This is a genomic window from Pseudomonas sp. RIT-562, assembly GCF_026241895.1.
Classification (GTDB): domain Bacteria; phylum Pseudomonadota; class Gammaproteobacteria; order Pseudomonadales; family Pseudomonadaceae; genus Aquipseudomonas; species Aquipseudomonas mandelii_F.
Window position 1 is genome coordinate 114,507 of the sequence record NZ_JAPJIV010000014.1, and the last position, 25,593, is coordinate 140,099.

The window sequence follows — 25,593 nt, forward strand, 5'->3', positions numbered from 1 at the left end:
AGCACCACCATGAAAACCGCAACCCTCGCCACCCGCCGCTGGTGGTACATCATGCCCATCGTGTTCATCACCTACAGCCTGGCGTATCTGGACCGCGCCAACTACGGCTTCGCCGCCGCCTCCGGCATGGCCGCCGACCTGATGATCACTCCGGGCCTGTCTTCGATGCTCGGCGCACTGTTCTTCCTCGGTTACTTCTTCTTCCAGGTACCGGGGGCGATCTACGCCCAGAAGCACAGCGTGAAGAAGCTGATATTTGTCAGCCTGATCCTCTGGGGCAGCCTGGCGACACTGACCGGGATCGTCTCCAATGCCTATTGGCTGATCGTCATCCGCTTCATGCTCGGCGTGGTCGAGGCAGCAGTGATGCCGGCGATGCTGATCTACCTGTGCCATTGGTTCACCCGCGCCGAACGCTCGCGGGCCAACACCTTTCTGATCCTCGGCAACCCGGTGACCATGCTGTGGATGTCGGTGGTTTCCGGCTATCTGGTGCAGCACTACAGCTGGCGCTGGATGTTCATTATCGAAGGTCTGCCGGCGGTGCTCTGGGCATTTATCTGGTGGAAATTGGCCGATGATCGTCCGGCCCAAGCGACATGGCTCAGCGATCAGGAGAAACAGGATCTGGAAAGCGCCCTGGCCGCCGAACAGGTCGGCATCAAGGCGGTGAAAAACTACGCCGAAGCCTTCCGCTCGCCGAAAGTGATCATCCTGGCCCTGCAGTTTTTCTGCTGGAGCATCGGCGTCTACGGCTTCGTGCTGTGGCTGCCATCGATCCTCAAGGCCGGCGCGCAGATGGACATGGTCGAAGCCGGTTGGCTGTCGGCGCTGCCTTATCTGGCGGCGGTGATCGGCATGCTGCTGGTGTCCTGGGGCTCGGACAAACTGCAAAAACGCAAGCGCTTCGTCTGGCCGCCACTGCTGATCGCCTCGTTCGCGTTCTACGGTTCCTACGCGTTGGGTGCCGAACACTTCTGGTGGTCCTACTCCTTGCTGGTAATTGCCGGCGCCTGCATGTACGCGCCGTACGGGCCGTTCTTCGCGATCATTCCGGAAATCCTCCCGGCCAACGTCGCCGGTGGCGCCATGGCGCTGATCAACAGCATGGGCGCCCTTGGTTCGTTCGGCGGCTCCTACCTGGTCGGTTACCTGAACAGTTCCACCGGTTCGCCCGGCGCGTCTTACTTGTTGATGAGCGGCGCGCTGATGCTCTCGGTGGTGTTGACGATTTTCCTCAAGCCCGGTGCCAGTGATCGGGAGCGCCCCACAGTCGCTGTGACCCGCACCGCCGCACATTCCTGATTGAGATGACGACATGAAAAAGCACATTGTTCTGTACAAGAAACTCTCGCCATCGCTAATGGCTCGTTTGCATGAGCAAGCGGAAGTGACGCTGATCGAAAGCCTCGATACCGAAGGCCTGGCCCAACTGCGCGATGCCCTGCCCCGCGCCCACGGCTTGCTCGGTGCCAGCCTGAAGCTGGATGCCGAACTGCTCGATCTGGCGCCCGACCTGGAAGCCATCGCCAGCGTCTCGGTGGGCGTCGACAACTACGACATCGACTACCTGACCGAGCGGCGCATCCTGCTCAGCAACACGCCGGACGTGCTCACCGAAACCACCGCCGATACCGGTTTTGCGTTGATTCTCGCGACTGCCCGACGCGTGGTGGAACTGGCGAACATGGTTCGCGCAGGCGAATGGCAACGTAACCTCGTCCCCGCGCATTTCGGCACCGACGTGCACGGCAAAACCCTGGGCATCATCGGCATGGGCCGCATCGGCGAGGCGCTCGCCCAGCGCGGACACTGCGGTTTCGGCATGCCGGTGATCTACCACAGCCACTCACCAAAACTGGCGGTAGAACAGCGTTTCGATGCGCAATACCGCAGCCTGAACGAGCTGTTGCAGCAGGCGGATTTCATCTGCCTGACCTTGCCATTGACCGCTGAAACCGAGCGACTGATCGGCGCCGAGGAATTCGCCCTGATGCGCCCGCAAAGCATCTTCATCAACATCTCCCGGGGCAAGGTGGTGGATGAAGCGGCGCTGATCGAGGCGCTGCGTACGGGGCAGATTCGCGCAGCGGGGCTGGATGTGTTTGAACGGGAGCCGTTGAACCACGACTCGCCGTTGTTGCAGATGGATAACGTGGTGGCGACACCGCACATGGGCTCGGCGACCCATGAGACTCGGGAGGCGATGGCGGCCTGTGCTGTCGATAATTTGCTGGCGGCGCTGACTGGAGAGCGGCCGGCCAACTTGGTGAATACACGGGCCTGGAGGGGCTGAAGATCAATAAATCGGCAGCCCTGACCAGGTTTTCCGCGCGTCACTGGCGATCAAGAGCAAATCCCGCCTTCCTTGATGGGCGGGTTTGCCGGAGCCCGCGGCACACGTTACTTTTGCGATAACAACTCAAGCAGCGTCGGAAACTTGACTAAAGGCAATGGCAGAATCAAATAGCCTTCAAACTTGCCAAATGGCCCACCGTCCACCACAGCGAAAATGAGCACGAATTGGTCAGTGGCGGTTGGCGCCATACGGTACAGGCCGCTGGCATCTATCGAACCCGGCCCTTTCAAAGGCAGGTTCCATTCGGCGGGCATCACTTTTTTATTGACGATGGCCTCCAGCTGAACCTCTCCTTTGGCAATATCCATATTTACGATGTTGATCGTAAGTCCAGGTTCTTGCATCAATGCCAGAACATGGACCGAGCGTTTGTCACCTGTCGGGGTACTGACCTCTATCTCGTCGAGGACATAGGTCTTTTCCTCCACCGGCCCTCCGTGATGATACGTGTGATCGCCCTCAGGTTTCTCACTCGGCCGCACTGTGCCGCTCTCGCCCGGCACTGGATTCTTGATCTCCCATTTCAACGTACCCGCATCCAGATGGCCCGCCGACAATTCGACAGTCGCGCCAATCTTGCAAGTCTGGATCAAAGGGTTGACGGTCAATTTATTGGCCACCACGGTCACCAATGCCGAACTGGAGTAACCCCCGCTGGGTGCACTGGCCGTAACCCGCACACGGGTGTAGCGGCCCTCGAACATTGTGGCTTCGGGCGCGACGTACTTGCCAGTATCTGGGTTAATCGTCCCTGGAAGACTGGTGCTGGTCACCAGGTTATCCACGCTCCACTTCACGCCAGGCACGGGAGGCTCGGTGGTGAACGTAAACTCTTCGCCGTGCAATAACAGCGGCTCCATCTGTTTGATGGCGAACGAAGTATGGGTGGGGTTGATTCGACCGAAAAAACCGATATCGGTAGGCGCATAGACTTCATTGCCCTGTATTGCCTGGCCAAAATTCAACTTGATGGTTTGCTCGATAAAATCGCGGATCAAAATATCAGCGCTGAATGCGGCCTTGAACGCGTCCTTTAAACGTCCACCGACGCCCTCTACCAAATAGCTTTTTTCTACGCGGTCGGTTATGTAACTTATAATAAATGAACTCCATCCCTCTCCCACTTCCACAGGGGACAAATCCACAAACCTAGCTGCACCCTTGCATTCAATAGACATTTGGCGCAGTGATACTTCGCCACCCGCACCCTCTACTACCTCATACTGTGCGCTCAGCTCAATGGTAGCGTGCAGCGTCGGTGAAATATCCGGAGCTCCCCCAACCTGGACTCAATACGGACAGATGACTTTGTGATTCGACCGATGTCGTCCAACGGATCGATAGCTTCCCAGCATCCAGCTCAACTGTGAAAACATTCGGATGCGTAGCCAAAAATTGAAACTGATCAATCTTTAAATCAACCTCGATCATCATATCGCTAAACCGTACCACCACGACTTCATCTACCGCTGGCGCGTGGAGCACACCTGACTTCGGTGTCGCCGACAAGAACTTTCCACTTTCGTCAAATAAATAATCGAAGTCATCGGTCTGAGAAATTTCGAAAAAATTTGCTACCTCAGCTATTAGCACGCTTGCCGCTACCCGGTTCTGATCAAACAGCACGGTTGCCGAGTAGTCCTTGCTCGCGTCATCAGGAATCAGATATTTATATCCACCCCCAGGGTAATTCCCGCCATTTCGAGCCATCATGCGAACCAGGGCAAGAATGGCGCCCTCTTGATCTGTCGCGCAGGCTTTGCGCGCTTGGGTTCGCAGCTCAAAGGACTGCGGGCGCATCAGCTTATTGGCTCCTGGCTGTATCCTGCCCAAGGTGTAGGTGCGCTCTTCAGCGGGCAAGGCCTTGAACAAGTCCTTGAAATAATCGCCGCCCAAGCGTTGCGCTTGGGCTGTCTGGCTGAAGGTCAGGTGGAAGTTATCGCTTTTGCTCAGGTCCAGCATGACGCGTCCATCTGCTTCTACGTCACCTGGCACTTGATTGAGCAGCAAGTCCAGGTACAACCTTGGACCTTGCAAGGGATCTATCTCTTCCACTCTATCGGCCTTCCAACCACCGCCCTCTTTTTTCAGTGAGAACTGGCGCCCCCCCATGATCGCCATGGTAAGCACTGCCTTGGAGTCATTCAGATCTGCGCTGCCAAAAGACAGTCGTGGAACATCCAGCACAAAATCATGGATGTATTCCATATGTTGATTTTCAACAATCGGAACTTCGCCCGTGACCCGAAAATAACTTCCAGTGCCGAAGCGCTGTATATACTCCTGAATAATCAATAGATTGGCCTTGCGTCGATCAAACGCGACTACAAGCCCCCAATTTAACAGGCGCGTATCTTCTTTCATCCACGCCAATAGACTGGATAAAGAGTTATCTGCCACGTTGCACACCTCACAGTAGTATTTATACACCTGTTAGCCATCAGGCCGCGTTGATAGGGTTTTACGCCTTGATCGACAGTTTGCCTACTATCAGAACTGATAGGGTCATCCGTACGGTTGTACAGGTACGGTGAGGGTTCCATTAAGGTTTATGCACAGTCGGTCATCCGCGAGTCTGAGGATTTTTTATTGGAGGTTGATGATATTTTTCAATAGGTTATGACGATTCGGACTGTCACCTGTCATTTGTGACAGGTTCCATGATTTTGTAATCGCGTTATAAATGGTTCGAACCTGAAAATCCCCAGCGCGCTCCGTTGCGGAGCAGGCGTTTCTTCACGCCCCAGTGATCATTGATGATAAATGGGAGACACCGATATGTACCCTGCCCATCCCACCCCGGTCAGCTCATCACCCGCCGCAGTTAACCGTGCGCCTCAGGAGCACCAACTCCCCTCGGCGATAACCCTGACTACCAGGGAAAAAGAGGTGCTGCAGTGGAGTGCCGCGGGTAAATCCTCTTGGGAAATCGGGCGGATTTTCAACTGCACCGAAGCGGGTGTGAATTACCACTTCAGTAATATTCGTCGCAAATTCGGTGTGAGTTCGCGCGGGGCGGCTGTGCTCAAGGCGCTGGCACTAGGTTTGATCAACCTTCCTTGAGATGTGTGGGCGAACCCACTGCCATGGATGTTGGAACTCATCCACGGCAGTGAGCAAATTGCTACAGCCTTTTGCCATCCCTAGCTCTTATATCTTTCATCTTCTGCTCGGCCAGTTTGGCGTTCTGCAGTCGTTGGGCCCTCTTTTCGGCATGGACGTCAGCCCTAGGGGCTTTGGCAGGGGTTTTTTTCATTGGCGCCTTCGGAACGCTCGTCTTGGGTGCTCGAACTTCATCGATCGTTTCATACACGTGATTTTCTATAGAGGCCCTCCTGGAAGCTTCAACGTCATCGAGAGAATCGAAACCCTTGAGTGCGCTTCTTACCGAGCCGGTGGTCGATGGTGCCTTTGAGCCAAACAATGCACTATCGAACGAATCGAGCGAATCACGCGCCCGCTGGTGACCCATCGAACTCCAGCTACTCCCTGGATCCGACGTACCCTGGGACGCCTGTGTACTCAATTTAAGGCGCTGACCATGGTACTTGGGTAGAGGTCTGAACCCAGCCTTGTGGTACTCGGGAACATAGCTTGACTTCATATGCCCCCCCATCTTTGGTGCGGGCTTGGTACGTGAAAATACCTTTGTGATTCTTGTAGCAAGCTTTGATATCCAACCAAAACCGTAGATTGTTCCCGTTGGATCCACGTAGTCGGCCGGGTTACCTACGATGCATTCGGGCGGACGGCAACCATCACCACCCACGACAGCGTCAGTACGCAAACAGTAGGCATTGAACTGACATACGACGAGTTTGATCGTGAAACCCTGCGCGCCTTTGACCTCAATGGGGTCAAGCAGACATTGAGCCAGGTGTACAACGATGTCGATGGCCTGAAACAGCGGACTTTAAAGGAGGGGGGCACCGTACTGCGTGACGAATTATATGATTATGACAAGCGCGGGCGACTGATCACCTACGAGTGCACCGGCACCCAACTACCGGTTGATCCCTATGGCAAGCCTATCCGTAAACAGATGTTCTCGTTCGATGCCCGGGACAACCTGACTATCGTAATGACGACATTCGGCACGGGCAGCAACCGGGCACGGTATTTCTACGACAACGTGGACAAGACGCAACTGAGCAAGGTCACTAACAATCATGCGGACTATCCGCCGCAGATTGATCTGCTGTACAACCCGGACGGTCACCTTATCCTCGACGAAGAACAGCGCACCCTCGAATACGACCCCCTCGGCCGGTTGATTGAAGTGAGAGGTGGGCCTGGTGGATCGACCCTGTCCTATGACTACACGGCGCTGAACGAGCTTGCCAGCCAGGATGACGGTGGGAAGAACGAGCACCGTTTTTACCAGGATGGCAACGTGGCGAACTTGATCAAGGGCAACGAAAGCAGCACTTTTTTTCGTGGTGATGGAGTCGTGCTCGCCGAGCACCAGGAAGGTGCTGACCCAAAGTCCCTGATGCTGGCCAGTGATCACAAGGACAGTGTCCTGTGTGAGCTGAGACAGTCTGGGCGCAAGGACATCGCCTATTCGGCATATGGGCATCGGGAGGATGAATCGTCGGTGAGCAGCGCTTTGGGCTTTAACGGTGAATTGTTGGAGAAGCGAACCGGTTACTATTTTCTAGGCAATGGTCATCGAGCTTATAGCCCGAGTTTGATGAGATTTTACAGTCCGGATGTTTTTAGTCCGTTCGAGGAAGGGGGAGTGAACGCGTATGCGTATTGTGGAGGGAAATGTCGAGGCAGTCGTGCCCAACTGTGTCTTGGTCAAGCGGCCCTGGCCGTCATACTCATAACCCTGCGTCTGACGCAGAACATCGGTGTACCCAAGCAAGCGTCCGAGCCGGCTGTACTGATAGTCCATGGTGTATTCGCCGTCAACCACGACTCGTTTCTCGCTCTTCAGCTCACCGGTGCTGTAGTAGGTGCGCGATAGCGCCAGCCCCTGCTCCTCGCAAAAAAGCAGGCGCGCATTTTTGCCATCGTATGTGTAGCGGGCATCGTCGAATTCACCTTGAACCCCGACGCGGGGCAGGCGACGCAAGATAGGCTCTTTGCCCAATTGAGGCTGGTAGTCGTACTCGATGACCTCCCCGCTGGGGGTGGTGACCGTGTTGGGTTCGCTTTGGCCCGGCTTAAACGTGAACACCTGCTTGCGCCCACCAGTGTCCGATTCGAACATGCGACCCAGCCCGTCGAACGTCTGGGTTCCAAGGACGATATTGTCGACGCTGATAACGGTTGGCAAGTCGTTATGCCCGAGCAGGCTCATCATTTCACTCAATAGAGCAGCGCCCGCCGTTCGCCTGCGATCAAACAGCACTGTTGCTGAATAATCCTTCCCGGCATCATCCGGAATCAAGTATTTGTAGTTACTCCCCGGAAAATTCCCGCCATTACGAGACATAGTACGAATCAAGGCAAGAATGGCACCTTCTTCATCATTTGCGAATGCTTTACGCAACTCGTACCAGACCGGCATTTTGTCATTGGGACCCTGGCTGCGGATCGTGTCCCAGTCGAGCCCGATCTCGATCGTTTCGCCCACGGTGTCGCTGGCGACATCAATGACATAGGGAGCGCCGATGGGTGTTCCGTTCCAGACCACTTGATAGGAATCACCGTCCGCCAGCGGTGCGACGAGTTCTATTTTTGCGTTGATTTCCTTGTCTTCATCGGTATCGATCAGCTCGTTAGCTGTGCCTGACTCGCCGACAATATCGACCCCTTTCAACTGATCGTTACCAGGTTCCGGATCGGGCAGCGGATTCACTGGCCCCGCGGCAGACAGGTTGACTTTGACTGTCCCAACTTCTGAGTCATAAGGTTCTACGCCGCGCAAGACCTGGTAGGTCAATGGGTGATCCACTACCCCTACGGTCGCACTACCATAGGCTGCCCAAATCCTGTCCCAGGATATGAAAATGTTGAGGCCGCTGGAAGGATTGCCCCCGACAGGCGTGCCGGGCGTAATCTCTTGATCTTTCCACTTCACAACCACCGTGTCAGTAGACTTGCCGTTGGTAACTTGGGGCACATTGACCAGTACCCCGCCATCAACAATATCGGAGCGCAGCAATTCACCGCCGGTGGCATCTGCCGCCGTGGGTGGGGCTAGAGGTATGAGCGGCAACGCTCCGAGCGCCACGGACATCAGTTCATACATAGACAACGCGCTGATATTGCCGGCCTTGTCGATGAGGACATAGCCGCCACAGCACAGCCCGTCACCTGCGTTGATGAACTTGTCTTTGGGAATTCGTACCGTCCCGCCTGGGGCAATTGGCTGCGGACCGATCAGGTCAATATCGGCAGGGTCCTCGGGTAGCTCTCCTTTCAACCAGCCAAAAGCGACATTAACGTCGAGGAGCTCGCCATTCCATAACGGAATCGTTGCTTCAAGATAATCATTCCCGGCAAACGATGCATCAGTGATGGGAGGCGTGACGGTAAACGCCATTTTTGCCGGAGGAAGCGCGCCATTGGGCGGGGTCTTGTCAATTTGAATGCGAACCCGATTCGAGTGGTCTGAGACTCCCCCCGCGTTTTCGTGTTCATACCTGAGGTCAAAGGGACCTTCATTGACCGTATCCAGGAAAAACGTTGAGGGAATAGTGAAGTCCAAAGGTACCCAGCCCCCCCCACCGGTAACGGTATGCTCTTGGAGATTCGTCCACTCCTGACTACCTCCACGCGCAACTTGTAATCTGAAAAATTCGTCCACCCCACCGGGAATCGTCGCGTCCCAAGTGGCAATCGTCGTCTTCTGATCTTCATTGAGCTTTGCTCTGGGGATCAACCCTACCGGATCCCCAGTCATCACAAAATGAGCGACGACCGGGTCCTGTACCGCCAGGGGCGCTGCAGCGTCAGATGCGGATTCGCGTGAAGCCAGCTTCTGCTGTTTTTTATCTGAACCAGCCATGTTATCTCTCTCCGTTTTCGCAACGTGCAACCATGGAACACCCCATGGCTTCCAGAATTGAAAAGCAGATCAATGACTACCGGGCACCACCGCCTGCATCCCGCCGTTCTGCGTTGAGGCAAAGTAAGCACTGTTTTCACAAATCGCGAAACTGTCAGAGTTGACAGGTGGGGATCTATACAGGATGGGTGTCGGGGAGGAATTCTGGTGAATGGCGCTGCGTGGCAGGGCTGAAAAACTTGGCGCGTGTGAATCAGTCTTCGCGAGCGAGCCCGCTCCCATAATGGATCGATGTCGTACAGCGATCATGTGCCTGACAATCGTCCAACTGAGGGAGTGAGCTTGCTCGCCATAGGGCCAGTACAAGTAACGCAAAACCTTCAGGCCCGCCGCGCCTCCAGCAAATCTGCCGCGCACAGCGCAATGCGTCGGCAGGCATCCGCGAGTTTGCTTTGGTCCACTACCAACCCCAGTCGAATATGCCCTGCGGCGCTTGGCCCGAATGCCTCCCCGGCCAGCACGGAGACGCCATAGCCCTCCAACAACCGTTCGGCGAAGTGCTGAGCAGACATCCCGGTCTTGCGGACGTCGACCATCACGAACATCCCGCCATCCGGCCGAATCGCCCGGATGCCAGGGCAGTGATTTAAACGGGCGCACACCAGGTCGCGACGCTGGCGATATTCCTCGCGCATCATCGCCACTTCCGGTAGATCTTCATCCAGCGCCAACTGCGCGGCGATCTGAATGAAATCCGGAATGCCGAACAGCATGCACAACGACAAGTGCACCAGGTGCTCGGCCAAGGACTTCGGCCCGATCACCCAGCCCACTCGCCAGCCACTCATGGCGTGGGATTTGGACAGGCTGTTGATCGTCGCGGTGCGTTCGGCCATGCCCGGCAAACCCGCCGGGCTGATGTGTTCGCCCTCGTACAACAGGTCGCTGTAGACCTCGTCGCTGATCAGCCACAGGTCGTGACGGACACACAGCGATGCCAGTTGTTGCCAGATCGCCAACGACAGACTGGCGCCGGATGGGTTGTTGGGGCTGTTGAGCAAAACGGCGCGGGTCTTCGAAGTGATCAAGGCCGCGACATCCGCGGGGTCGACCCGAAAGCCGTTCTCTGGGCGCACCGTCACCGGTATCACCTTGGCCCCGCAGGCACCAATCACGCCTTCATAAGTGACATACATCGGCTCGGCGACGATCACTTCATCGCCCGGGTCCAGCAGGCACTGCGCGACCGAATACACCGCGCATTGCGCGCCGGGCATCACGATCACATTGTCGGCATCCACCGCCTGGCCACTGCGTTGTCGGTGCCGACGGGCGATGCTAGCGCGCAGGCCTCTGCTGCCGCGCACTTCGGAATAGTGAGTGTCGCCAGCGAGCAAACTGGCGATAGCCGCCTGAACGATCGGTTGCGGCGTGTCGAAATCCGGGTCGCCGATCGACAGCAGCAATACATCGACACCCTGTTCGCGCAACTCCAACGCCCGATCGTGAATCTGCCAGGCCGCCGCTCCGTCACCGGCGATTCGATGGGTCAAGGCCGAATAGCGCATGTAGTTCTCCTGTCGCGCGTGTACTCCCAGCCTCAACCCTATCTGAAATCCTGAAACGCGCCAGCATCGCGTTGAAATCACGCCTCGAACTTGATCTGGGTTAAAAGAGATCGCAGCCTCGTTTCTTTCGACAGCAACAGATAACTTCGATCTTCGGAGTACCAGCCTCTGCGCAATGTTGTAAATATTGATCGCCCGGGCGATATTCAGCACAAAACCACGTATCCTCCGCCCCCCCCCGTTTTACGTTCAACCTCGCGAGGACAGCTTGTCAAAAGGTATCGCTTTATCGGTGTCAGCCTCGGTGCTGTTTGCCGTCATGTATTACTACACTTCGCTGCTCAAGCCTCTGAGCGGCGTGGAGATTTTCGGCTGGCGCATGCTGTTGACCGTGCCCTGCATGACCCTGTTCATGCTGGTGTCCGGGGAATGGCGACGGGTGCTCGACCTGCTGCGCAGGGTTGGTGCGCAACCGAAGCTGATCGGCGGCCTGGTACTGTCATCGGCGCTACTGGGCGTACAGCTCTGGCTGTTCATGTGGGCGCCGCTCAATGGCTACAGCCTCGATGTGTCCCTGGGCTACTTCCTGTTGCCGCTGGCCATGGTCCTGACAGGGCGCATTGCCTACGGTGAACGGCTGTCATACCTGCAAAAAGTCGCGGTGTTCTTCGCAAGCGTAGGCGTGGTCAACGAGCTGTATCAAGTCGGCGGATTTTCCTGGGCGACCCTGGTGGTGGTCGTGGGCTACCCGCTGTATTTCGTACTGCGTAAATGGCTGAAGACCGACAACCTTGGTGGGCTGTGGCTGGACATGACCCTGATGCTGCCGCTCGCGTATTGGTTCGTGCAGGGTGGCGAACAGGGTTTCGGGGTCTTCGATCTTTACCCGGCCTTGGCTTGGCTGATTCCCCTGCTGGGCTTGATCAGCGCTTCGGCGCTGGTGGTCTATATCATCGCCAGCCGCTTGCTGCCGTTCAGTCTGTTCGGGTTATTGAGCTACGTCGAGCCGGTGCTGTTGCTGGGGGTGGCGTTGTTGCTGGGGGAAAGTATCAAGCCCGGTGAATGGCTGACTTATATTCCGATCTGGATGGCGGTAGTGGTGTTGGTGTTTGAGGGGTTCAAGCATTTGATGCGGCATCGCAGACCTTAAGCGCACACAAAACAAATGTGGGAGCGGGCTTGCTCGCGAAAGGGCCGTATCAGTCAACTTTACTGGTGACTGACACAGCGCATTCGCGAGCAAGCCCGCTCCCACAGTTTTACAGCGCTAACCAATCAGTCAGTGGACAGCACGCCACGACGAACCTGATCCCGTTCGATCGATTCGAACAACGCCTTGAAGTTGCCTTCGCCAAATCCATCATCGCCCTTACGCTGGATGAATTCGAAGAACACCGGCCCCATCAGGGTTTCCGAGAAGATCTGCAGCAGCAGGCGCTTGTCGCCGGACTCGGAAGAACCATCGAGCAAAATCCCACGCATCTGCAGTTCGTTGACTGGTTCGCCATGGTTAGGCAAACGGCCTTCGAGCATCTCGTAGTAAGTTTCCGGTGGCGCGGTCATGAAGCGCATGCCGATCTTCTTCAGGCGGTCCCAGGTGTCGATGAGGTTGTCGCTGAGGAAGGCCACGTGCTGGATGCCTTCGCCGTTGAACTGCATCAGGAACTCTTCGATCTGACCGGCGCCCTTGGACGACTCTTCGTTCAGCGGGATGCGGATCATGCCGTCCGGTGCGGTCATGGCCTTGGAGGTCAGGCCGGTGTATTCGCCCTTGATGTCGAAGTAACGAATCTCGCGGAAGTTGAACAGCTTCTCGTAGAAATTCGCCCAGTACGCCATGCGTCCGCGATACACGTTGTGGGTCAGGTGGTCGATGATCTTCAGGCCCGCGCCTTCTGGATTGCGGTCCACGCCTTCGATGAACACGAAGTCGATGTCGTAGATCGAACTGCCCTCGCCAAAACGATCGATCAGGTACAGCGGCGCGCCGCCAATGCCCTTGATTGCCGGCAAGTGCAGCTCCATCGGGCCGGTCTCGATGTGGATCGGCTGGGCACCAAGTTCCAGGGCGCGCTTGTAAGCCTTCTGCGAATCCTTGACGCGGAACGCCATGCCGCACACCGAAGGGCCGTGTTCAGCGGCGAAGTACGAGGCAACACTGTTCGGCTCATTATTGAGGATCAGGTTGATCGCGCCCTGCCGATACAGGTGCACGTCCTTGGAGCGGTGGGTAGCCACCTTGGTGAAGCCCATGATCTCGAAGATCGGCTCCAGGGTGTTCGGGGTTGGCGATGCGAATTCGATGAACTCAAAGCCCATCAGGCCCATTGGGTTTTCGTATAAATCTGCCATGGTCGGCGCCTCATCATGCTTTTGGAATTAACAAGTGTTAGTTGCTGGCAATGTTGAGGTCGGCGGGCGGCGCGCAGGAAATACCTCTCACGCTGCGCGCGAGGAAGTCACCATAGATCAGTTGAAACCCAAATATCTTCATTGTCGACCCAAGGCTAAGACGGGCGAGGCTTCTGCTGCCAGAAGACGATTATTCTTGTATGCGTAACTCGATTCTACACAGCGTAAACATATTTGTCCGCCTTCTTCATGAAATCCCCATTCAACGCTCAGGCGCAAGCGGTTATTGACTTGGGCAGACTGGCAAAAGGCCAACTATCATGCCCGCTGTCATACTCTTTTTTGCAAGGCCTGTGGTGGTCCTGCCAGCCGTTGAGAGCCCTATCTCGTCACCCAGGTTTGCCAAATGCCATTGAGCGCCAACACTCGCCGTAAACGTAGCTCCCGGATAGTCGTCACCTTGCTCAGCGCACTGCTGCCGATCGTGCTGGGCGGTGGGATTCTGTACCTGCAGGCGCAACGCACTTTGGAACAGAGTTCGCGCCTGACCGCCGAGGAGGCCATCCGCCAGTTCGACCTGATGCTCGACAACACCGCCCAGGCCGCAGGCATATTGCTGCCGCTGGCGGGCCAACCGTGCATCGACGTCAATCTCGCCCTGCGCGAACAGGTCACCCGCCGACCGTTTGTGCGCTCGACCAACCTGTTGTGGGAAGACATCCTCTATTGCAGTTCGCTGTTCGGCGAGATCGAGGAAAAAATCGCGCCGGGTGATTATAACGAAGGCCAGTTGTTGCTAATGAAAGGCAATCCGGTGACGCCCGATACCGCTCTGCTGGTGTACCGGCTGAGCAAGGGCAAACAGGGGGCAATGAGCACCCTGGACGGTTATCACCTGAGCAACATTTTGCGCCTGATCGGCCGCAAGACCCTTCTGCTGTTGCAGGTCGGCCCCAACTGGCTGCGGGCTGATGGACAGTTCCATGAAGGTCCCCTACCCGACTTGCCTGTGGCGCAAACGACCCTGAGTTCGCAACACTACGCCTTTAACGTGAGGGCGGGTTTCCCCGAGGGCGAAACCTGGCGCTACATCAAGAGCGAATACCCGCCTCTGTTCAGCCTGCTGATATTTTTTGGCGTGATGTCCGGGTTGATCGGCCACGTTCTGCAGAAGCGCTCGACCTCGCCGAGTATCGAGATGCAACGGGCATTGGAAGCCAGGGAGTTTGTGCCGTACTTCCAGCCCGTGGTGTTGGGTGAGAGCAAACAATGGTCGGGCGCAGAAGTGTTGATGCGCTGGAACCATCCCAAGGAAGGCCTGGTGCGGCCCGACATGTTCATACCCTTTGCCGAGCACTCCGGGCTGATCGTGCCCATGACCCGCTCACTGATGCAACAGACCGCCGAACTGCTGGCGCCCGTCGCCAGCGCTTTCGAGCAACCCCTGCGCATCAGCGTCAACATCACCGCCAGTCATTGCAAAGACCTGCAGTTGATCAACGACTGCCGCGAATTCCTCAGCCATTTCACTCACGGCAAGGTGTGCCTGGTACTGGAGTTGACCGAGCGAGAACTGATCGAGCCGACAGACATCACCCACAGGCTGTTCGAACAACTGCATGAACTGGGGGTGAAAATCGCCATCGATGACTTCGGCACTGGTCATTCAAGCCTTGGCTACCTGCGTCAGTTCAACGTCGACTTCCTGAAAATCGATCAGAGTTTCGTCGCCATGATCGGCGCCGATGCGCTGTCCCGACACATTCTCGACAGCATCATCGAGCTCTCGGTGAAGCTCAACCTGGGCATCGTTGCAGAGGGAGTGGAAACTGAAGAGCAAAGCGAATACCTGACCGCGCGCGGAGTGGGGTTCCTGCAAGGTTATCTGTTCGCCCGACCGATGCCCGGCGAGCAGTTCATAAAAGCATTAACAGCGCATTAACTTATCAGCTCTACCGAGGCACTAATGTAGCTTCGACCAGCGACTGTTGTTACATGTAGAAAAAGTCATGATTTACTCTTTTTCGATTAACTACTACAATTTTTACTGCTCGCACCAAGATCATCTTGCGAGCCGCTAGCACTGATTCGTTTCAAAGCGCGTGGCTTATCGCTGTATTGGCGGTTGGCGTCAGCCCTATACACTATTGGAGTAAAAATATTGTCCAGACTCGCTGAATTTCGTGCAGCTGAAAAAGCCCTTCAGGAACAGCTCAAGCAGCTTGAAGCCTTGAAGAACGACGCCGGGCTCAAGAAAGAAATGGAATTCGAGGAGAAGCTCCAAGGGCTGATGAAAACCTATGGCAAGAGCTTGCGCGATGTCATCGCCATACTCGATCCAAATCCGGCGAAATCGGGCCTGCAGCCGGCGTCGCCACCGAAAACCCGGCGCGCCCGCGTGGTCAAGGTCTATCACAACCCGCACACCGGTGAACTGATTGAGACCAAGGGCGGCAACCACCGCGGCCTGAAATCCTGGAAGGAGCAGTACGGTGCGTCGACTGTTGAGTCCTGGTTGCGCGGCTAAATACTCACCGTCATAACAACAAGCCCTGCCGATGCAGGGCTTTTTAATACATGTTGCTACTAACTTTATGCTTAATTCGTTAGGGCAATATTATTCAACTCTTCAGCTCGCTACTAAAGTTTCAAACTGTTTCGAGCACCGGCTATCTCTTCCTGACCTGCCTTGTAAGCTTCGGCCTGCCCAGCATAAGAAAGTACGTAGGCTTTATCGGAGTCCACTGCCGCAACCAATGTCTGGGTGAGCACGTGCCGGCCGTTTTGGGTGATGGTGCAGGTTGTTTCCAGTGCCTTTAAATCACTCAAGCGGGCTTCGTGGATCTTGTTGCAAACACTCTGGTAGCCACTGCGGAAAAAGTCTTTTTGCAGCGACTTGCGCATCTCCAGTAACACCCCTTGCAAGTTGACCTGATGCCCGGGCTCCACCGGGGTCGTGGTCAGCTCCATTACCAACAAGGGGGTACCGCCCTCATCGTTTTTTACTGCGCGCTGGCGCGAGACTTTTGAGGCGGGGTCCGTCAGGGGAACGTCTTCCACTACCCAGCCGTCGGGCCAGGTGATCTGCGATGGTTCGGCGTGGGTGGCGGTGATCACCGACAGCAGGCCGATCAGTAAACAGAATCGAATCATTGCACAGTCGAACTCCAGGGATGAGCGACCAAGTCTGGCCCCGCCCCGCCTGTCAGGCAATAGCGGACGCTTTGGGTTTGGTGATGTCGGATCCCTTGCGTATCATTACCACCATTCGTTAGCCCCATTTATCGACCGGAGGGCCCATGAGCCTGCACGAATTGAACGCCTTTCCTGGCGTCACCGCACAACCTGACACCGCCACGGCGAAGTTTGTTTTCAACCACACCATGCTGCGGGTTAAAGACATCACCAAGTCGCTGGACTTTTACACGCGCATCCTCGGCTTTTCCCTGGTGGAAAAACGCGATTTTCCGGAAGCGGAGTTCAGCCTGTACTTCCTGGCATTGGTCGACAAAGACCAGATCCCGGCCGACGCCGCTGCTCGTACCGAGTGGATGAAGTCGATCCCAGGCATCCTGGAACTGACCCACAACCATGGCACCGAAAACGATGCGGACTTTGCCTACCACAACGGCAACACCGACCCGCGCGGTTTCGGTCATATCTGCATCTCGGTGCCGGACATCGTCGCAGCTTGCGAGCGCTTCGAGGCATTGGGCTGCGACTTCCAGAAGCGCCTGACCGATGGCCGCATGAAGAGCCTGGCCTTCATCAAGGACCCGGATGCCTACTGGGTCGAAATCATCCAACCCGCCCCGCTCTGAACCACGACGCCAGTCGTGTCGGAGTCTGGCTTGCCGGCGATGGCGCCCGCGAAATCGCCATCGCCGGCAAGCCGGGCTCCTACGGATTGTGCCGAGCTCAAATCCGGCGTACACCCGGCCGCAACGGGTTTGGCCCACCCACAAAAAACCCCATGATTGCTCATGGGGTTTGGTGTTGTTCGGCTTGTGGTGTTATGCCGGGGCCGACGTGCGGATCAGGTGGTCAAATGCGCTGAGGGATGCCTTGGCGCCCTCGCCTACCGCAATCACGATCTGCTTGTACGGCACCGTAGTCACGTCACCGGCAGCGAACACGCCAGGCATCGAAGTCTCGCCCCGCGCATCGACGATGATCTCGCCGCGTGGCGACAGCTCGATGGTGCCTTTGAGCCAATCGGTGTTAGGCAGCAGACCGATCTGCACGAAGATCCCTTCCAACTCGACCGTGCGCAGTTCGTCCGACTGCCGATCCTTGTAACGCAGGCCATTGACCTTTTGCCCGTCGCCAGTCACTTCGGTGGTTTGCGCACTGGTGATCACAGTCACGTTGGGCAGACTGTACAACTTGCGCTGCAAGACCGCATCGGCGCGCAGCTGGACATCGAACTCCAGCAGCGTCACGTGGGCTACGATCCCGGCCAGGTCGATGGCCGCTTCGACACCCGAGTTGCCGCCGCCAATCACCGCCACACGCTTGCCCTTGAACAACGGGCCGTCGCAGTGCGGGCAGTACGCCACACCTTTGTTGCGGTATTGCTGCTCGCCCGGGACGTTCATTTCCCGCCACCGCGCACCGGTCGCAAGGATCACGGTCTTGGCTTTCAGGGTCGCACCACTGACGAAGTGGACTTCGTGCAACTCGCCACTCTTGCCCGGCAGCAGCTTGTCGGCCCGCTGCAGGTTCATGATGTCGACGTCGTATTGCTTGACGTGCTCTTCCAGCGCGACAGCCAGTTTCGGCCCTTCGGTTTCCTGCACCGAGATAAAGTTCTCGATAGCCATAGTGTCCAGTACCTGGCCGCCAAAACGCTCAGCCGCGACACCGGTGCGAATACCTTTGCGAGCAGCGTAGATCGCCGCCGATGCGCCGGCCGGACCGCCGCCGACGACCAGTACGTCAAAGGCTTCCTTGGCACTGATCTTCTCGGCTTGACGCTCGATGCCGCTGGTATCGATCTTCGCGAGAATCTCTTCCAGGCCCATACGGCCCTGACCGAAGTTGACTCCGTTAAGGTAAATGCTCGGCACGGCCATGATCTGGCGCTCGTCGACCTCGGCCTGGAACAGCGCGCCGTCGATGGCCACGTGGCGAATGTTCGGATTCAATACCGCCATCAGGTTGAGCGCCTGGACCACGTCCGGGCAGTTCTGGCAGGACAGCGAGAAGTAAGTCTCGAAGCTGAACTCGCCTTTGATCGAGCGGATCTGTTCGATCACTTCAACACTGGCTTTCGAAGGGTGGCCGCCGACTTGCAGCAGGGCCAGCACCAACGAAGTAAATTCGTGGCCCATGGGGATGCCGGCAAAACGCAGGCTGATATCGGCACCCGGGCGATTGATCGAGAACGATGGTTTGCGTGCATCGTCACCGTTATCGAGCAAAGTAATGTGTGTGGAAAGACTGGCAACGTCTTTCAACAATTCGAGCATCTCCTGGGATTTCGCACCGTCGTCGAGGGACGCAACGATCTCGATCGGTTGGGTGACCCGTTCCAGGTATGACTTCAACTGGGTTTTAAGATTGGTGTCCAACATACGGGCGATTTCCTTTTTACTGATTCATATAAAGCAGGCATAAAAAAACGCCCGAGCGAATCTCGCCCGGGCGTTTTTATTGGGCGGTTGCAGCTTACTGAGGTGCGGAAAACCGCCCTGGTGAGGCTTTTGTCACTGACTTAGATCTTGCCGACCAGGTCCAGGGACGGAGCCAGAGTGGCCTCGCCTTCTTTCCACTTGGCAGGGCAAACCTGGCCTGGGTGAGCAGCGACGTATTGAGCCGCCTTGATTTTGCGCAGCAGCTCGGAAGCGTCGCGGCCAACGCCGCCATCGTTCAGTTCAACGATCTTGATCTGGCCTTCAGGGTTGATCACGAAGGTGCCACGGTCGGCCAGGCCAGCTTCTTCGATCAGCACGTCGAAGTTGCGGGAGATGGCGTGGGTTGGGTCGCCGATCATGGTGTACTGGATTTTGCCGATGGCTGGCGAAGTGTTGTGCCAGGCAGCGTGGGCAAAGTGGGTGTCGGTGGAAACGCTGTAGATCTCGACGCCCAGTTTCTGGAAGGCGTCATAGTTCTCGGCCAGGTCTTCCAGCTCGGTTGGGCACACGAAGGTGAAGTCGGCCGGGTAGAAGAATACAACCGACCATTTGCCTTTGAGGTCAGCGTCCGAGACTTTTACGAAATCGCCATTTTTGAAGGCGTCAGCTTTGAACGGTTTAACTTGGCTGTTGATGATAGGCATCGATGACTCTCCGTCAGGGGTTGAAAAGTTGATGAGATGAATCCTACCTATCCGATCCCTCGATGGCTCATTGGCAAACCTCATGCTGCTGATTGGTTTTCGCTATTAGCTGACAGTATTAATAGAAGAAAACGGAATCTAGGGCGTCAATGGCTTTTCAGAAAGGCGCGCCATGCCGGGAAATGGACTGGCTTCCACATAACGCATGGCTGACTTCATGTCCTTCCAGCCGACGTAACTCATCAACGATTTGAGATCCCAGCCGCTTTGATGGGCCCAGGTAGCAAAACCCCGGCGCAGGGAATGGCTGGTGTAGTGCTCGGCGGCGATGCCCGCACGCTGCAAGGCCTGGCGTAGTAGTGGAATCACGCTATTGGGGTGCAATCCCTCATCGCTCAAATGCCCCCAGCGGTCGATACCGCGAAACACTGGACCGCGCACCAGCGCTGCGGCGCTGATCCAGGCGATATACGCCTGGACCGGACACAGGCGCTGCAGCGCTGGCGTCTGGTAGGTTTTGCCGAGATTGTCACGATCGCTCTTGCTGCGCGGCAGATACAGGCTGATGCCGGCACCGGCGCTGGCCTGGACGTGCTCGATCTGCACCCGGCATAGCTCGTCGCTGCGGAAACCGCGCCAGAACCCAAGGAGAATCAGCGCCGTGTCGCGTCTGGCCCGCAACAGCCCCGGGTGGTCGTGTTCGGCCTGGGCGATCTGCGCCTCGCGCTCAAGCCAGGCGATCACCTGTTCCAGATGCTGCAGCTGCAACGGCTCAGCCTGTTTTTCCTGCGCCGGGTGCAGCGCACGGATGCCCTTGAATACCTTGCGCACCACCGGCGCCTTGGTGGGGTCAGCAAAACCCTGGCTGTTGTGCCATTGGGCCAGTGCCGACAGGCGCAGTTTCAGGGTGTTGATCGAAAGCACCCCGGCATGGGCCACCAGATAACGCGCAACGCTGTCCGCAGTTGCCGGCAAGAAACCACCCCAGCTGACTTCGAAGTGCTCGATGGCCGCGCGGTAGCTGCGCCGGGTGTTGTCGCGAGTGGCAGCGTTTAAATAACGATCCAAATCGCTCATGGAATTCTCTCTCGCTGTAGCCGGCGTGCTGGCGATGGTGTGCACGGGCTCCTACAGGGTTTTGTGTACGGAGTTGCGACCAAAAAAACGTCAAATTGCTTATCACGCGGGATAATACCTAATTATCCCGTATTAGTATCTCCGATTATTTGCTGATTGTTGAATCATGGTACAATCGTGTTTGTGTGGTATGTACCACAGTACGTAATCGTAGGAGAGCTCATGGCTCGCGGCGGCATCAACAAAGCAGTGGTTCAAACGGCACGCCTGGCAATTCTGGCCAGGGGCGAACACCCAAGCATCGACGCTGTGCGCATCGAAATGGGCAATACCGGCTCAAAGACCACTATTCACCGCTATTTGAAGGAGCTCGACGACGGAGCTGAGTCCACACAAGCAAGCGCCGAACCCATCGACGACGAGCTCGCGAGCCTGGTATCGCGCCTCGCGCAACGCCTCAAAGAGCAGGCTCAAGAACCCATCGAACAGGCGCGCGCGCAGTTCGATCAGCAGAAAAAGTCCCTGGATGCCCAGCTGGCGCACGCTCAGGAAGCCAACAGCGAACTGCAACAGCAATACGAAATACAGACCCTGGCCCTGACCCAGGAGTCCGATACCCTGCACAACACGCAGCAGCTATTGCAGGCGGAGCAGACTCGCAACGCCGGGTTGAACCAGGCGCTGGCGGATTTCGAATTGCGTTTGCAGGACAAGGACGAGCAGATTCGCTCCCTTGAAGAAAAACATCTGCACGCCCGTGATGCGCTGGAGCATTACCGTAACGCGGTCAAGGAACAGCGCGAACAGGACCAGCGTCGCCATGAAGGGCAGGTGCAACAGATTCAGATGGAATTGCGCCAGGCCCAGCAGAGTGCCCTGGTTCGCCAGGACGAAATCACCCAGCTGCACCGGGACAACGAACGCCTGCTGACAGAAAACCGTGGCACGCTACGGGAGCTGAGCCTGCTGCAGGAACAGCTCAAGCACACCCACAGTCGCCAGGATCAGTTGCTGGAACAGGTCAACCGCATCGACAGCGAGCGCACCCTCCTCCAGGAACGCCTGCGCGCAGCCCTGCTGGAGAGCCAGTCGCTTAAACAGAACGTTGAAGATCAGGCGCAGACAAACCAGGGATTGGAAATCGAATTGCTCAAGACCCGGGCGAGTCTTGACGAGAGCATGCGTCTGGCGGCTGCCGTTGCGGCAGCGCCAAACCCGGCGAAAGCCGATTAACCGCCGACAGGCGAGCGCATGGTGACGAACTCTTCGGCGGCCGTAGGATGGACGCCGATGGTTTCGTCGAAGTCGCGTTTGGTCGCACCGGCCTTCAGTGCGATAGCCAGGCCCTGAACGATTTCACCCGCGTCGGGGCCGACCATGTGGCACCCCAGAACCTTGTCGGACTTGCCGTCAACCACCAGCTTCATCAAGGTGCGCTCCTGGCACTCGGTCAACGTCAGCTTCATCGGCCGGAAACGGCTCTCGTAGATCACGACCTCGTGCCCGGCTTCCCGCGCCTCTTCTTCGGTCAGGCCAACGGTGCCGATATTCGGCAGGCTGAACACCGCTGTCGGGATCATCTTGTAATCCACCGGACGGTACTGCTCGGGCTTGAAAAGCCGACGCGCCACTGCCATACCTTCAGCCAGCGCCACCGGTGTCAGCTGCACTCGGCCGATCACATCGCCCAAGGCCAGGATCGACGGCTCGGCGGTCTGGTACTGCGCATCCACTTCGACAAAGCCTTTTTTGTCGAGCTTGACCCCAGTATTTTCCAGGCCAAGGTTGTCCAGCATCGGCCGGCGTCCCGTTGCATAGAAAATGCAGTCCGCTTCCAGCTCACGACCATCCTTGAGGGTGGCTTTGAGACTGCCATCGGCCTGCTTATCGATGCGTTCGATGTCGGCATTAAATTGCAGGTTCATGCCGCGCTTGCTCAGCTCTTCGTGCAAATGCTTGCGGACTGCGCCGTCAAAGCCGCGCAGGAACAGGTCACCGCGATATAACAAAGTGGTGTCGGCGCCCAGGCCATGGAAAATCCCGGCGAATTCGACGGCGATGTAGCCGCCACCCACTACCAATACGCGCTTGGGCAGCTCTTTCAGGAAGAACGCCTGGTTGGAGCTGATGGCGTGCTCGTGGCCGGGGATTTCCGGGATTTGTGGCCAGCCGCCCGTAGCGATCAGGATGTTCTTCGCACTATGGCGCTCACCATTGATCTCCACCGTATGCGGATCGACGATCTTGGCGTGCCCTTCGTGCAGGGTTACTCCGCTGTTGACCAGCAGGTTGCGGTAGATACCGTTGAGGCGATTGATCTCGCGGTCTTTGTTGGCAATCAGGGTCGCCCAGTCGAATTTTGCCTCGCCCAGTGTCCAGCCGAAACCGGACGACTGTTCGAAGTCCTCGGCGAAATGCGCCCCGTACACCAGCAACTTCTTCGGCACACAGCCAACGTTTACACAAGTGCCACCCAGGTAACGGCTCTCGGCCACAGCCACTTTCGCGCCAAAGCCAGCGGCAAACCGCGCAGCCCGCACTCCGCCGGAACCGGCACCAATCACATAAAGGTCAAAATCGTAGGCCATTTTCAATCTCCTCGGCAGGCCAACAGCATACCTGCAGACGCTTGTTGGGCAAGTACTGAACGCTATTTCTGAACAGCCCCCCCTTGGTGGCACTCCTACGGCGCACTTGTCCGGCGTAGCAGCTGTCGAGCCTGCGAGGCTGCGTTCGGCTGCGCAGCAGTCGTAAAACCTGCAACTCTGGCACCCCCTGACGCACCGCGGCGACTGATTTCGCGACTGCTGCGCAGCCGAACGCAGCCTCGCAGGCTCGGCAGCTGCTACAAGGATTTTGTTTCGCCATTCGAAGTCGACCGTTGCCCCTAGGATTTGTGCAGCTTTTACCCGGATTCGCGCCACTTGCGAGGTCACCAGCCGCAAACGAAAAAGCCACCCGAAGGTGGCTTTTCATACAAGTGGAACGAAGGCTATCAGTAAGCCTTGCCAGTCTTGTAGAAGTTCTCGAAGCAGAAGTTGGTTGCCTCGATGTAGCCTTCAGCGCCACCGCAGTCAAAACGCTTGCCTTTGAACTTGTAGGCAATCACGCAACCGTTTTTGGCCTGCTTCATCAGGGCGTCGGTGATTTGGATCTCGCCGCCTTTGCCTGGTTCGGTCTGCTTGATCAGGTCGAAAATATCCGGGGTCAGGATGTAGCGACCGATGATCGCCAGGTTCGACGGAGCGTCTTCCGGTGCTGGTTTTTCGACCATGTTGCGCACGCGGTACAAATCATCGGCGATCAGTTCGCCGGCGATCACGCCGTACTTGTTGGTTTCCTGCGGGTCCACTTCCTGGATCGCCACGATGGTGCAGCGATACTGCTCGTACAGCTTGACCATCTGGGTCAGGACGCCGTCGCCTTCGAGGTTGACGCACAAGTCGTCCGCCAGCACTACCGCGAACGGTTCGTCGCCGATCAGCGGGCGGCCGGTCAGAATGGCGTGGCCCAGGCCTTTCATTTCAGTCTGGCGAGTGTAGGAGAACGAGCACTCGTCCAGCAGTTTGCGGATACCAACCAGGTATTTTTCCTTGTCGGTGCCCTTGATCTGGTTTTCCAGCTCGTAGCTGATGTCAAAGTGGTCTTCCAGCGCGCGTTTGCCGCGGCCGGTCACGATGGAGATTTCGGTCAACCCAGCGTCCAGGGCTTCTTCAACGCCGTACTGGATCAGTGGCTTGTTTACCACCGGCAGCATTTCCTTGGGCATGGCTTTAGTCGCTGGCAGGAAGCGAGTACCGTAACCGGCTGCTGGGAACAAGCATTTCTTGATCATAAAAGTCCTTGTAAGGGCTGTGTGTACGAGTTTCGGCGCAGTCTAATCAGGCGGCGGGCACCTTACAATGCCCCGCGCTGGCTAACCGATGCCATCATAGAGAAATATTCTGTCGGATAGTTCCCCGGAACCGTCCGCCTTCTATAGATAGCAGATCACATCCCCGGCGCCCATCAACACCCGACGAAGGCATTTGGCGCTATCATTGCGCAATTGAACCAGCCAACGAGGCAGATAGATGTCGGAAGTAAAAATTGTCAACGGATACCAGATCAAGCAAATCAAGCCGGGCGAATGGCGAGTAGCCGGTGCCAACGGTGAAGATACCGGCGCGGGAACGTTTCCGACCGAAGCGATGGCGATCGAGGTGGCCTCGGTGCTGGAGCTGGAACACGCGAGCACTGGCAAACGCGGTAAAGACAAGCGCTGATAAGAGTTAGTCGCGCCAAGCCCTGCTTCACGCAGGGCTTTTTTACGAAAAGAACGTAATAGAGTGGCCTTTGGCTATAACCTTTTGATGCCAGCGCTGTCACAGGCTTAGCCCCATCATCCTGACGACGACAACGACATGAATAAATTTTTGCCACTGATTGCAGCATTGGCCCTGAGCGGCTGCGCCACCTCCGAAACCACCTACCTCAACAACGGGGAACAAGGGCTGGCCATCGATTGCTCCGGGGAAGCCAATTCCTGGGCGACCTGCTATGAGAAAGCCGATGCATCCTGCGCCGGTACCGGCTACCGCATCGTCGGCACCGACGGTACGCCGTCGTTGAAGGAAAGCGACAAGACCCTCGGGGTAGACGTCGGCAACTTCAAGAACCGCAGCGTCGTAGTGGTCTGCAAGTAAGGCGCCCTGCCCTACATGTGGATTTCCGCAAATTTGATCCCGAGGCCGCGCACGGTCTCGATCAGATCGTCCAGGCGACTGAAGGACTCGACTTCGTCATTGTCATCCACCAGGAAGTAACTGCGCCCGGCGCTCTTCTTGAAGAACACGATCCACTCCCCCGAATTCGCTGGATTCTGAATCACGTGGGTAGCCGAAATATGCCCTTCGGCGTGACGCTCCCGTACCTGCTCTCGCTTCATGCTCGACTCCAGAAATGACAATGCCGCCAAAGCGACGCTATGGCGGCATCAGTGCTGACAGGGCGGCAT

At 56.9% G+C, this 25,593-nt stretch carries 23 protein-coding genes and 1 pseudogene; 11 read left to right on the top strand and 13 right to left on the bottom strand.

What is annotated here, in order from left to right:
• Positions 1-9 precede the first annotated feature (9 nt).
• Positions 10-1,305 (top strand): MFS transporter, encoded by a 1,296-nt coding sequence (locus ORL50_RS17835; RefSeq protein ID WP_266016891.1) that lies wholly within the window; start codon positions 10-12, stop codon positions 1,303-1,305.
• A gap of 13 nt (positions 1,306-1,318) precedes the next feature.
• On the top strand, positions 1,319-2,296 hold the full coding sequence (locus ORL50_RS17840; protein ID WP_266016893.1) for a 2-hydroxyacid dehydrogenase: 978 nt from the start codon (positions 1,319-1,321) through the stop codon (positions 2,294-2,296).
• 107 nt (positions 2,297-2,403) lie between these two features.
• On the opposite strand, the gene ORL50_RS17845 is transcribed toward ORL50_RS17840, so the two are convergent.
• Positions 2,404-3,504, bottom strand: coding sequence for a hypothetical protein (locus ORL50_RS17845; protein WP_266016894.1), 1,101 nt, complete (start codon positions 3,502-3,504; stop codon positions 2,404-2,406).
• 91 nt (positions 3,505-3,595) lie between these two features.
• On the bottom strand, positions 3,596-4,759 hold the full coding sequence (locus ORL50_RS17850; protein ID WP_266016896.1) for a hypothetical protein: 1,164 nt from the start codon (positions 4,757-4,759) through the stop codon (positions 3,596-3,598).
• Positions 4,760-5,122: 363 nt separating this feature from the next.
• Here ORL50_RS17850 and ORL50_RS17855 point away from each other — a divergent pair, with 363 nt between their 5' ends.
• Positions 5,123-5,422, top strand: a complete 300-nt coding sequence (locus ORL50_RS17855) for a helix-turn-helix transcriptional regulator (RefSeq protein ID WP_266016897.1) — start codon at positions 5,123-5,125, stop codon at positions 5,420-5,422.
• 940 nt (positions 5,423-6,362) lie between these two features.
• Here ORL50_RS17855 and ORL50_RS17860 read toward each other — a convergent pair.
• The gene (locus ORL50_RS17860) at positions 6,363-6,869 is read right to left on the bottom strand and encodes a hypothetical protein (RefSeq protein ID WP_266016978.1); all 507 of its coding nucleotides are present in this window, start codon (positions 6,867-6,869) and stop codon (positions 6,363-6,365) included.
• On the opposite strand from ORL50_RS17860, the pseudogene ORL50_RS17865 reads away from it, so the two are divergent.
• A pseudogene (locus ORL50_RS17865) lies at positions 6,852-7,067 on the top strand (RHS repeat-associated core domain-containing protein); the annotation flags it as partial. The gene ORL50_RS17860 and the pseudogene ORL50_RS17865 sit on opposite strands and share 18 nt — an antisense overlap.
• Here the strand turns inward: ORL50_RS17865 and ORL50_RS17870 are convergent.
• Together ORL50_RS17870 and ORL50_RS17875 are read right to left on the bottom strand one after the other, a co-directional pair.
• A complete protein-coding gene (locus ORL50_RS17870) occupies positions 7,017-9,320 on the bottom strand; it encodes an RHS repeat domain-containing protein (protein WP_266016898.1) in 2,304 nt (767 codons plus the stop codon). The pseudogene ORL50_RS17865 and the gene ORL50_RS17870 overlap by 51 nt on opposite strands.
• A gap of 380 nt (positions 9,321-9,700) precedes the next feature.
• Positions 9,701-10,888, bottom strand: coding sequence for a pyridoxal phosphate-dependent aminotransferase (locus ORL50_RS17875; protein WP_266016900.1), 1,188 nt, complete (start codon positions 10,886-10,888; stop codon positions 9,701-9,703).
• A gap of 268 nt (positions 10,889-11,156) precedes the next feature.
• Between ORL50_RS17875 and rarD the strand changes: the two genes are divergently transcribed.
• Entirely contained in the window at positions 11,157-12,038 is an 882-nt protein-coding gene (gene rarD / locus ORL50_RS17880) for an EamA family transporter RarD (protein ID WP_266016902.1), read from the top strand.
• Between the two features lie 125 nt (positions 12,039-12,163).
• Here rarD and hppD read toward each other — a convergent pair whose 3' ends face one another.
• Positions 12,164-13,240 (bottom strand): 4-hydroxyphenylpyruvate dioxygenase, encoded by a 1,077-nt coding sequence (gene hppD / locus ORL50_RS17885; RefSeq protein WP_122840599.1) that lies wholly within the window; start codon positions 13,238-13,240, stop codon positions 12,164-12,166.
• A 406-nt stretch (positions 13,241-13,646) separates the two neighbouring features.
• On the opposite strand from hppD, the gene ORL50_RS17890 reads away from it, so the two are divergent.
• Both ORL50_RS17890 and ORL50_RS17895 read left to right on the top strand, forming a co-directional pair.
• Positions 13,647-15,182 (top strand): EAL domain-containing protein, encoded by a 1,536-nt coding sequence (locus tag ORL50_RS17890; protein ID WP_266016905.1) that lies wholly within the window; start codon positions 13,647-13,649, stop codon positions 15,180-15,182.
• Between the two features lie 219 nt (positions 15,183-15,401).
• Positions 15,402-15,767: a histone-like nucleoid-structuring protein, MvaT/MvaU family gene (locus ORL50_RS17895; protein ID WP_266016907.1), complete on the top strand. Its 366-nt coding sequence runs from the start codon at positions 15,402-15,404 to the stop codon at positions 15,765-15,767.
• Between the two features lie 113 nt (positions 15,768-15,880).
• Here ORL50_RS17895 and ORL50_RS17900 read toward each other — a convergent pair whose 3' ends face one another.
• Complete coding sequence (locus ORL50_RS17900; protein ID WP_266016908.1) at positions 15,881-16,393, bottom strand: DUF4946 domain-containing protein; 513 nt, start codon at positions 16,391-16,393, stop codon at positions 15,881-15,883.
• 146 nt (positions 16,394-16,539) lie between these two features.
• On the opposite strand from ORL50_RS17900, the gene gloA reads away from it, so the two are divergent.
• Positions 16,540-17,061: a lactoylglutathione lyase gene (gloA, locus tag ORL50_RS17905; protein ID WP_266016910.1), complete on the top strand. Its 522-nt coding sequence runs from the start codon at positions 16,540-16,542 to the stop codon at positions 17,059-17,061.
• A 192-nt stretch (positions 17,062-17,253) separates the two neighbouring features.
• Here gloA and ahpF read toward each other — a convergent pair whose 3' ends face one another.
• The 3 genes from ahpF to ORL50_RS17920 form a co-directional block, all read right to left on the bottom strand.
• Positions 17,254-18,816, bottom strand: coding sequence for an alkyl hydroperoxide reductase subunit F (ahpF, locus tag ORL50_RS17910; protein ID WP_266016912.1), 1,563 nt, complete (start codon positions 18,814-18,816; stop codon positions 17,254-17,256).
• Positions 18,817-18,956: 140 nt separating this feature from the next.
• Positions 18,957-19,520, bottom strand: coding sequence for an alkyl hydroperoxide reductase subunit C (ahpC, locus tag ORL50_RS17915; protein WP_149419245.1), 564 nt, complete (start codon positions 19,518-19,520; stop codon positions 18,957-18,959).
• Between the two features lie 138 nt (positions 19,521-19,658).
• On the bottom strand, positions 19,659-20,597 hold the full coding sequence (locus ORL50_RS17920) for a site-specific integrase (protein WP_266016915.1): 939 nt from the start codon (positions 20,595-20,597) through the stop codon (positions 19,659-19,661).
• Positions 20,598-20,819: 222 nt separating this feature from the next.
• Between ORL50_RS17920 and ORL50_RS17925 the strand changes: the two genes are divergently transcribed.
• Complete coding sequence (locus ORL50_RS17925; RefSeq protein WP_266016917.1) at positions 20,820-21,830, top strand: DNA-binding protein; 1,011 nt, start codon at positions 20,820-20,822, stop codon at positions 21,828-21,830.
• Here the strand turns inward: ORL50_RS17925 and gorA are convergent.
• Positions 21,827-23,185: a glutathione-disulfide reductase gene (gorA, locus tag ORL50_RS17930; protein WP_266016919.1), complete on the bottom strand. Its 1,359-nt coding sequence runs from the start codon at positions 23,183-23,185 to the stop codon at positions 21,827-21,829. The two genes, ORL50_RS17925 and gorA, sit on opposite strands and share 4 nt — an antisense overlap.
• A 407-nt stretch (positions 23,186-23,592) precedes the next feature.
• On the bottom strand, positions 23,593-24,432 hold the full coding sequence (galU, locus tag ORL50_RS17935; RefSeq protein WP_028620038.1) for a UTP--glucose-1-phosphate uridylyltransferase GalU: 840 nt from the start codon (positions 24,430-24,432) through the stop codon (positions 23,593-23,595).
• Positions 24,433-24,670: 238 nt separating this feature from the next.
• On the opposite strand from galU, the gene ORL50_RS17940 reads away from it, so the two are divergent.
• The gene (locus ORL50_RS17940) at positions 24,671-24,862 is read left to right on the top strand and encodes a hypothetical protein (protein ID WP_266016921.1); all 192 of its coding nucleotides are present in this window, start codon (positions 24,671-24,673) and stop codon (positions 24,860-24,862) included.
• A 138-nt stretch (positions 24,863-25,000) separates the two neighbouring features.
• Positions 25,001-25,282 carry a hypothetical protein gene (locus tag ORL50_RS17945; protein WP_266016923.1) on the top strand — a complete coding sequence of 94 codons (282 nt, stop codon included), beginning with the start codon at positions 25,001-25,003 and terminating at the stop codon, positions 25,280-25,282.
• 11 nt (positions 25,283-25,293) lie between these two features.
• On the opposite strand, the gene ORL50_RS17950 is transcribed toward ORL50_RS17945, so the two are convergent.
• Positions 25,294-25,524 carry a hypothetical protein gene (locus ORL50_RS17950; RefSeq protein WP_054050560.1) on the bottom strand — a complete coding sequence of 77 codons (231 nt, stop codon included), beginning with the start codon at positions 25,522-25,524 and terminating at the stop codon, positions 25,294-25,296.
• Positions 25,525-25,593 lie beyond the last annotated feature (69 nt).

What these genes read in the sequence shown, in the direction of transcription:
- ORL50_RS17835 (WP_266016891.1), top strand. Translation starts at nt 10, where the DNA reads ATGAAAACCGCAACCCTCGCCACCCGCCGCTGGTGGTACATCATGCCC.
- ORL50_RS17840 (WP_266016893.1), top strand. Translation starts at nt 1,319, where the DNA reads ATGAAAAAGCACATTGTTCTGTACAAGAAACTCTCGCCATCGCTAATG.
- ORL50_RS17855 (WP_266016897.1), top strand. Translation starts at nt 5,123, where the DNA reads ATGGGAGACACCGATATGTACCCTGCCCATCCCACCCCGGTCAGCTCA.
- ORL50_RS17870 (WP_266016898.1), bottom strand. Translation starts at nt 9,320, where the DNA reads ATGGCTGGTTCAGATAAAAAACAGCAGAAGCTGGCTTCACGCGAATCC.
- ORL50_RS17875 (WP_266016900.1), bottom strand. Translation starts at nt 10,888, where the DNA reads ATGCGCTATTCGGCCTTGACCCATCGAATCGCCGGTGACGGAGCGGCG.
- hppD (WP_122840599.1), bottom strand. Translation starts at nt 13,240, where the DNA reads ATGGCAGATTTATACGAAAACCCAATGGGCCTGATGGGCTTTGAGTTC.
- ORL50_RS17890 (WP_266016905.1), top strand. Translation starts at nt 13,647, where the DNA reads ATGCCATTGAGCGCCAACACTCGCCGTAAACGTAGCTCCCGGATAGTC.
- ORL50_RS17900 (WP_266016908.1), bottom strand. Translation starts at nt 16,393, where the DNA reads ATGATTCGATTCTGTTTACTGATCGGCCTGCTGTCGGTGATCACCGCC.
- gloA (WP_266016910.1), top strand. Translation starts at nt 16,540, where the DNA reads ATGAGCCTGCACGAATTGAACGCCTTTCCTGGCGTCACCGCACAACCT.
- ahpF (WP_266016912.1), bottom strand. Translation starts at nt 18,816, where the DNA reads ATGTTGGACACCAATCTTAAAACCCAGTTGAAGTCATACCTGGAACGG.
- ahpC (WP_149419245.1), bottom strand. Translation starts at nt 19,520, where the DNA reads ATGCCTATCATCAACAGCCAAGTTAAACCGTTCAAAGCTGACGCCTTC.
- ORL50_RS17920 (WP_266016915.1), bottom strand. Translation starts at nt 20,597, where the DNA reads ATGAGCGATTTGGATCGTTATTTAAACGCTGCCACTCGCGACAACACC.
- ORL50_RS17925 (WP_266016917.1), top strand. Translation starts at nt 20,820, where the DNA reads ATGGCTCGCGGCGGCATCAACAAAGCAGTGGTTCAAACGGCACGCCTG.
- gorA (WP_266016919.1), bottom strand. Translation starts at nt 23,185, where the DNA reads ATGGCCTACGATTTTGACCTTTATGTGATTGGTGCCGGTTCCGGCGGA.
- galU (WP_028620038.1), bottom strand. Translation starts at nt 24,432, where the DNA reads ATGATCAAGAAATGCTTGTTCCCAGCAGCCGGTTACGGTACTCGCTTC.
- ORL50_RS17940 (WP_266016921.1), top strand. Translation starts at nt 24,671, where the DNA reads ATGTCGGAAGTAAAAATTGTCAACGGATACCAGATCAAGCAAATCAAG.
- ORL50_RS17945 (WP_266016923.1), top strand. Translation starts at nt 25,001, where the DNA reads ATGAATAAATTTTTGCCACTGATTGCAGCATTGGCCCTGAGCGGCTGC.
- ORL50_RS17950 (WP_054050560.1), bottom strand. Translation starts at nt 25,524, where the DNA reads ATGAAGCGAGAGCAGGTACGGGAGCGTCACGCCGAAGGGCATATTTCG.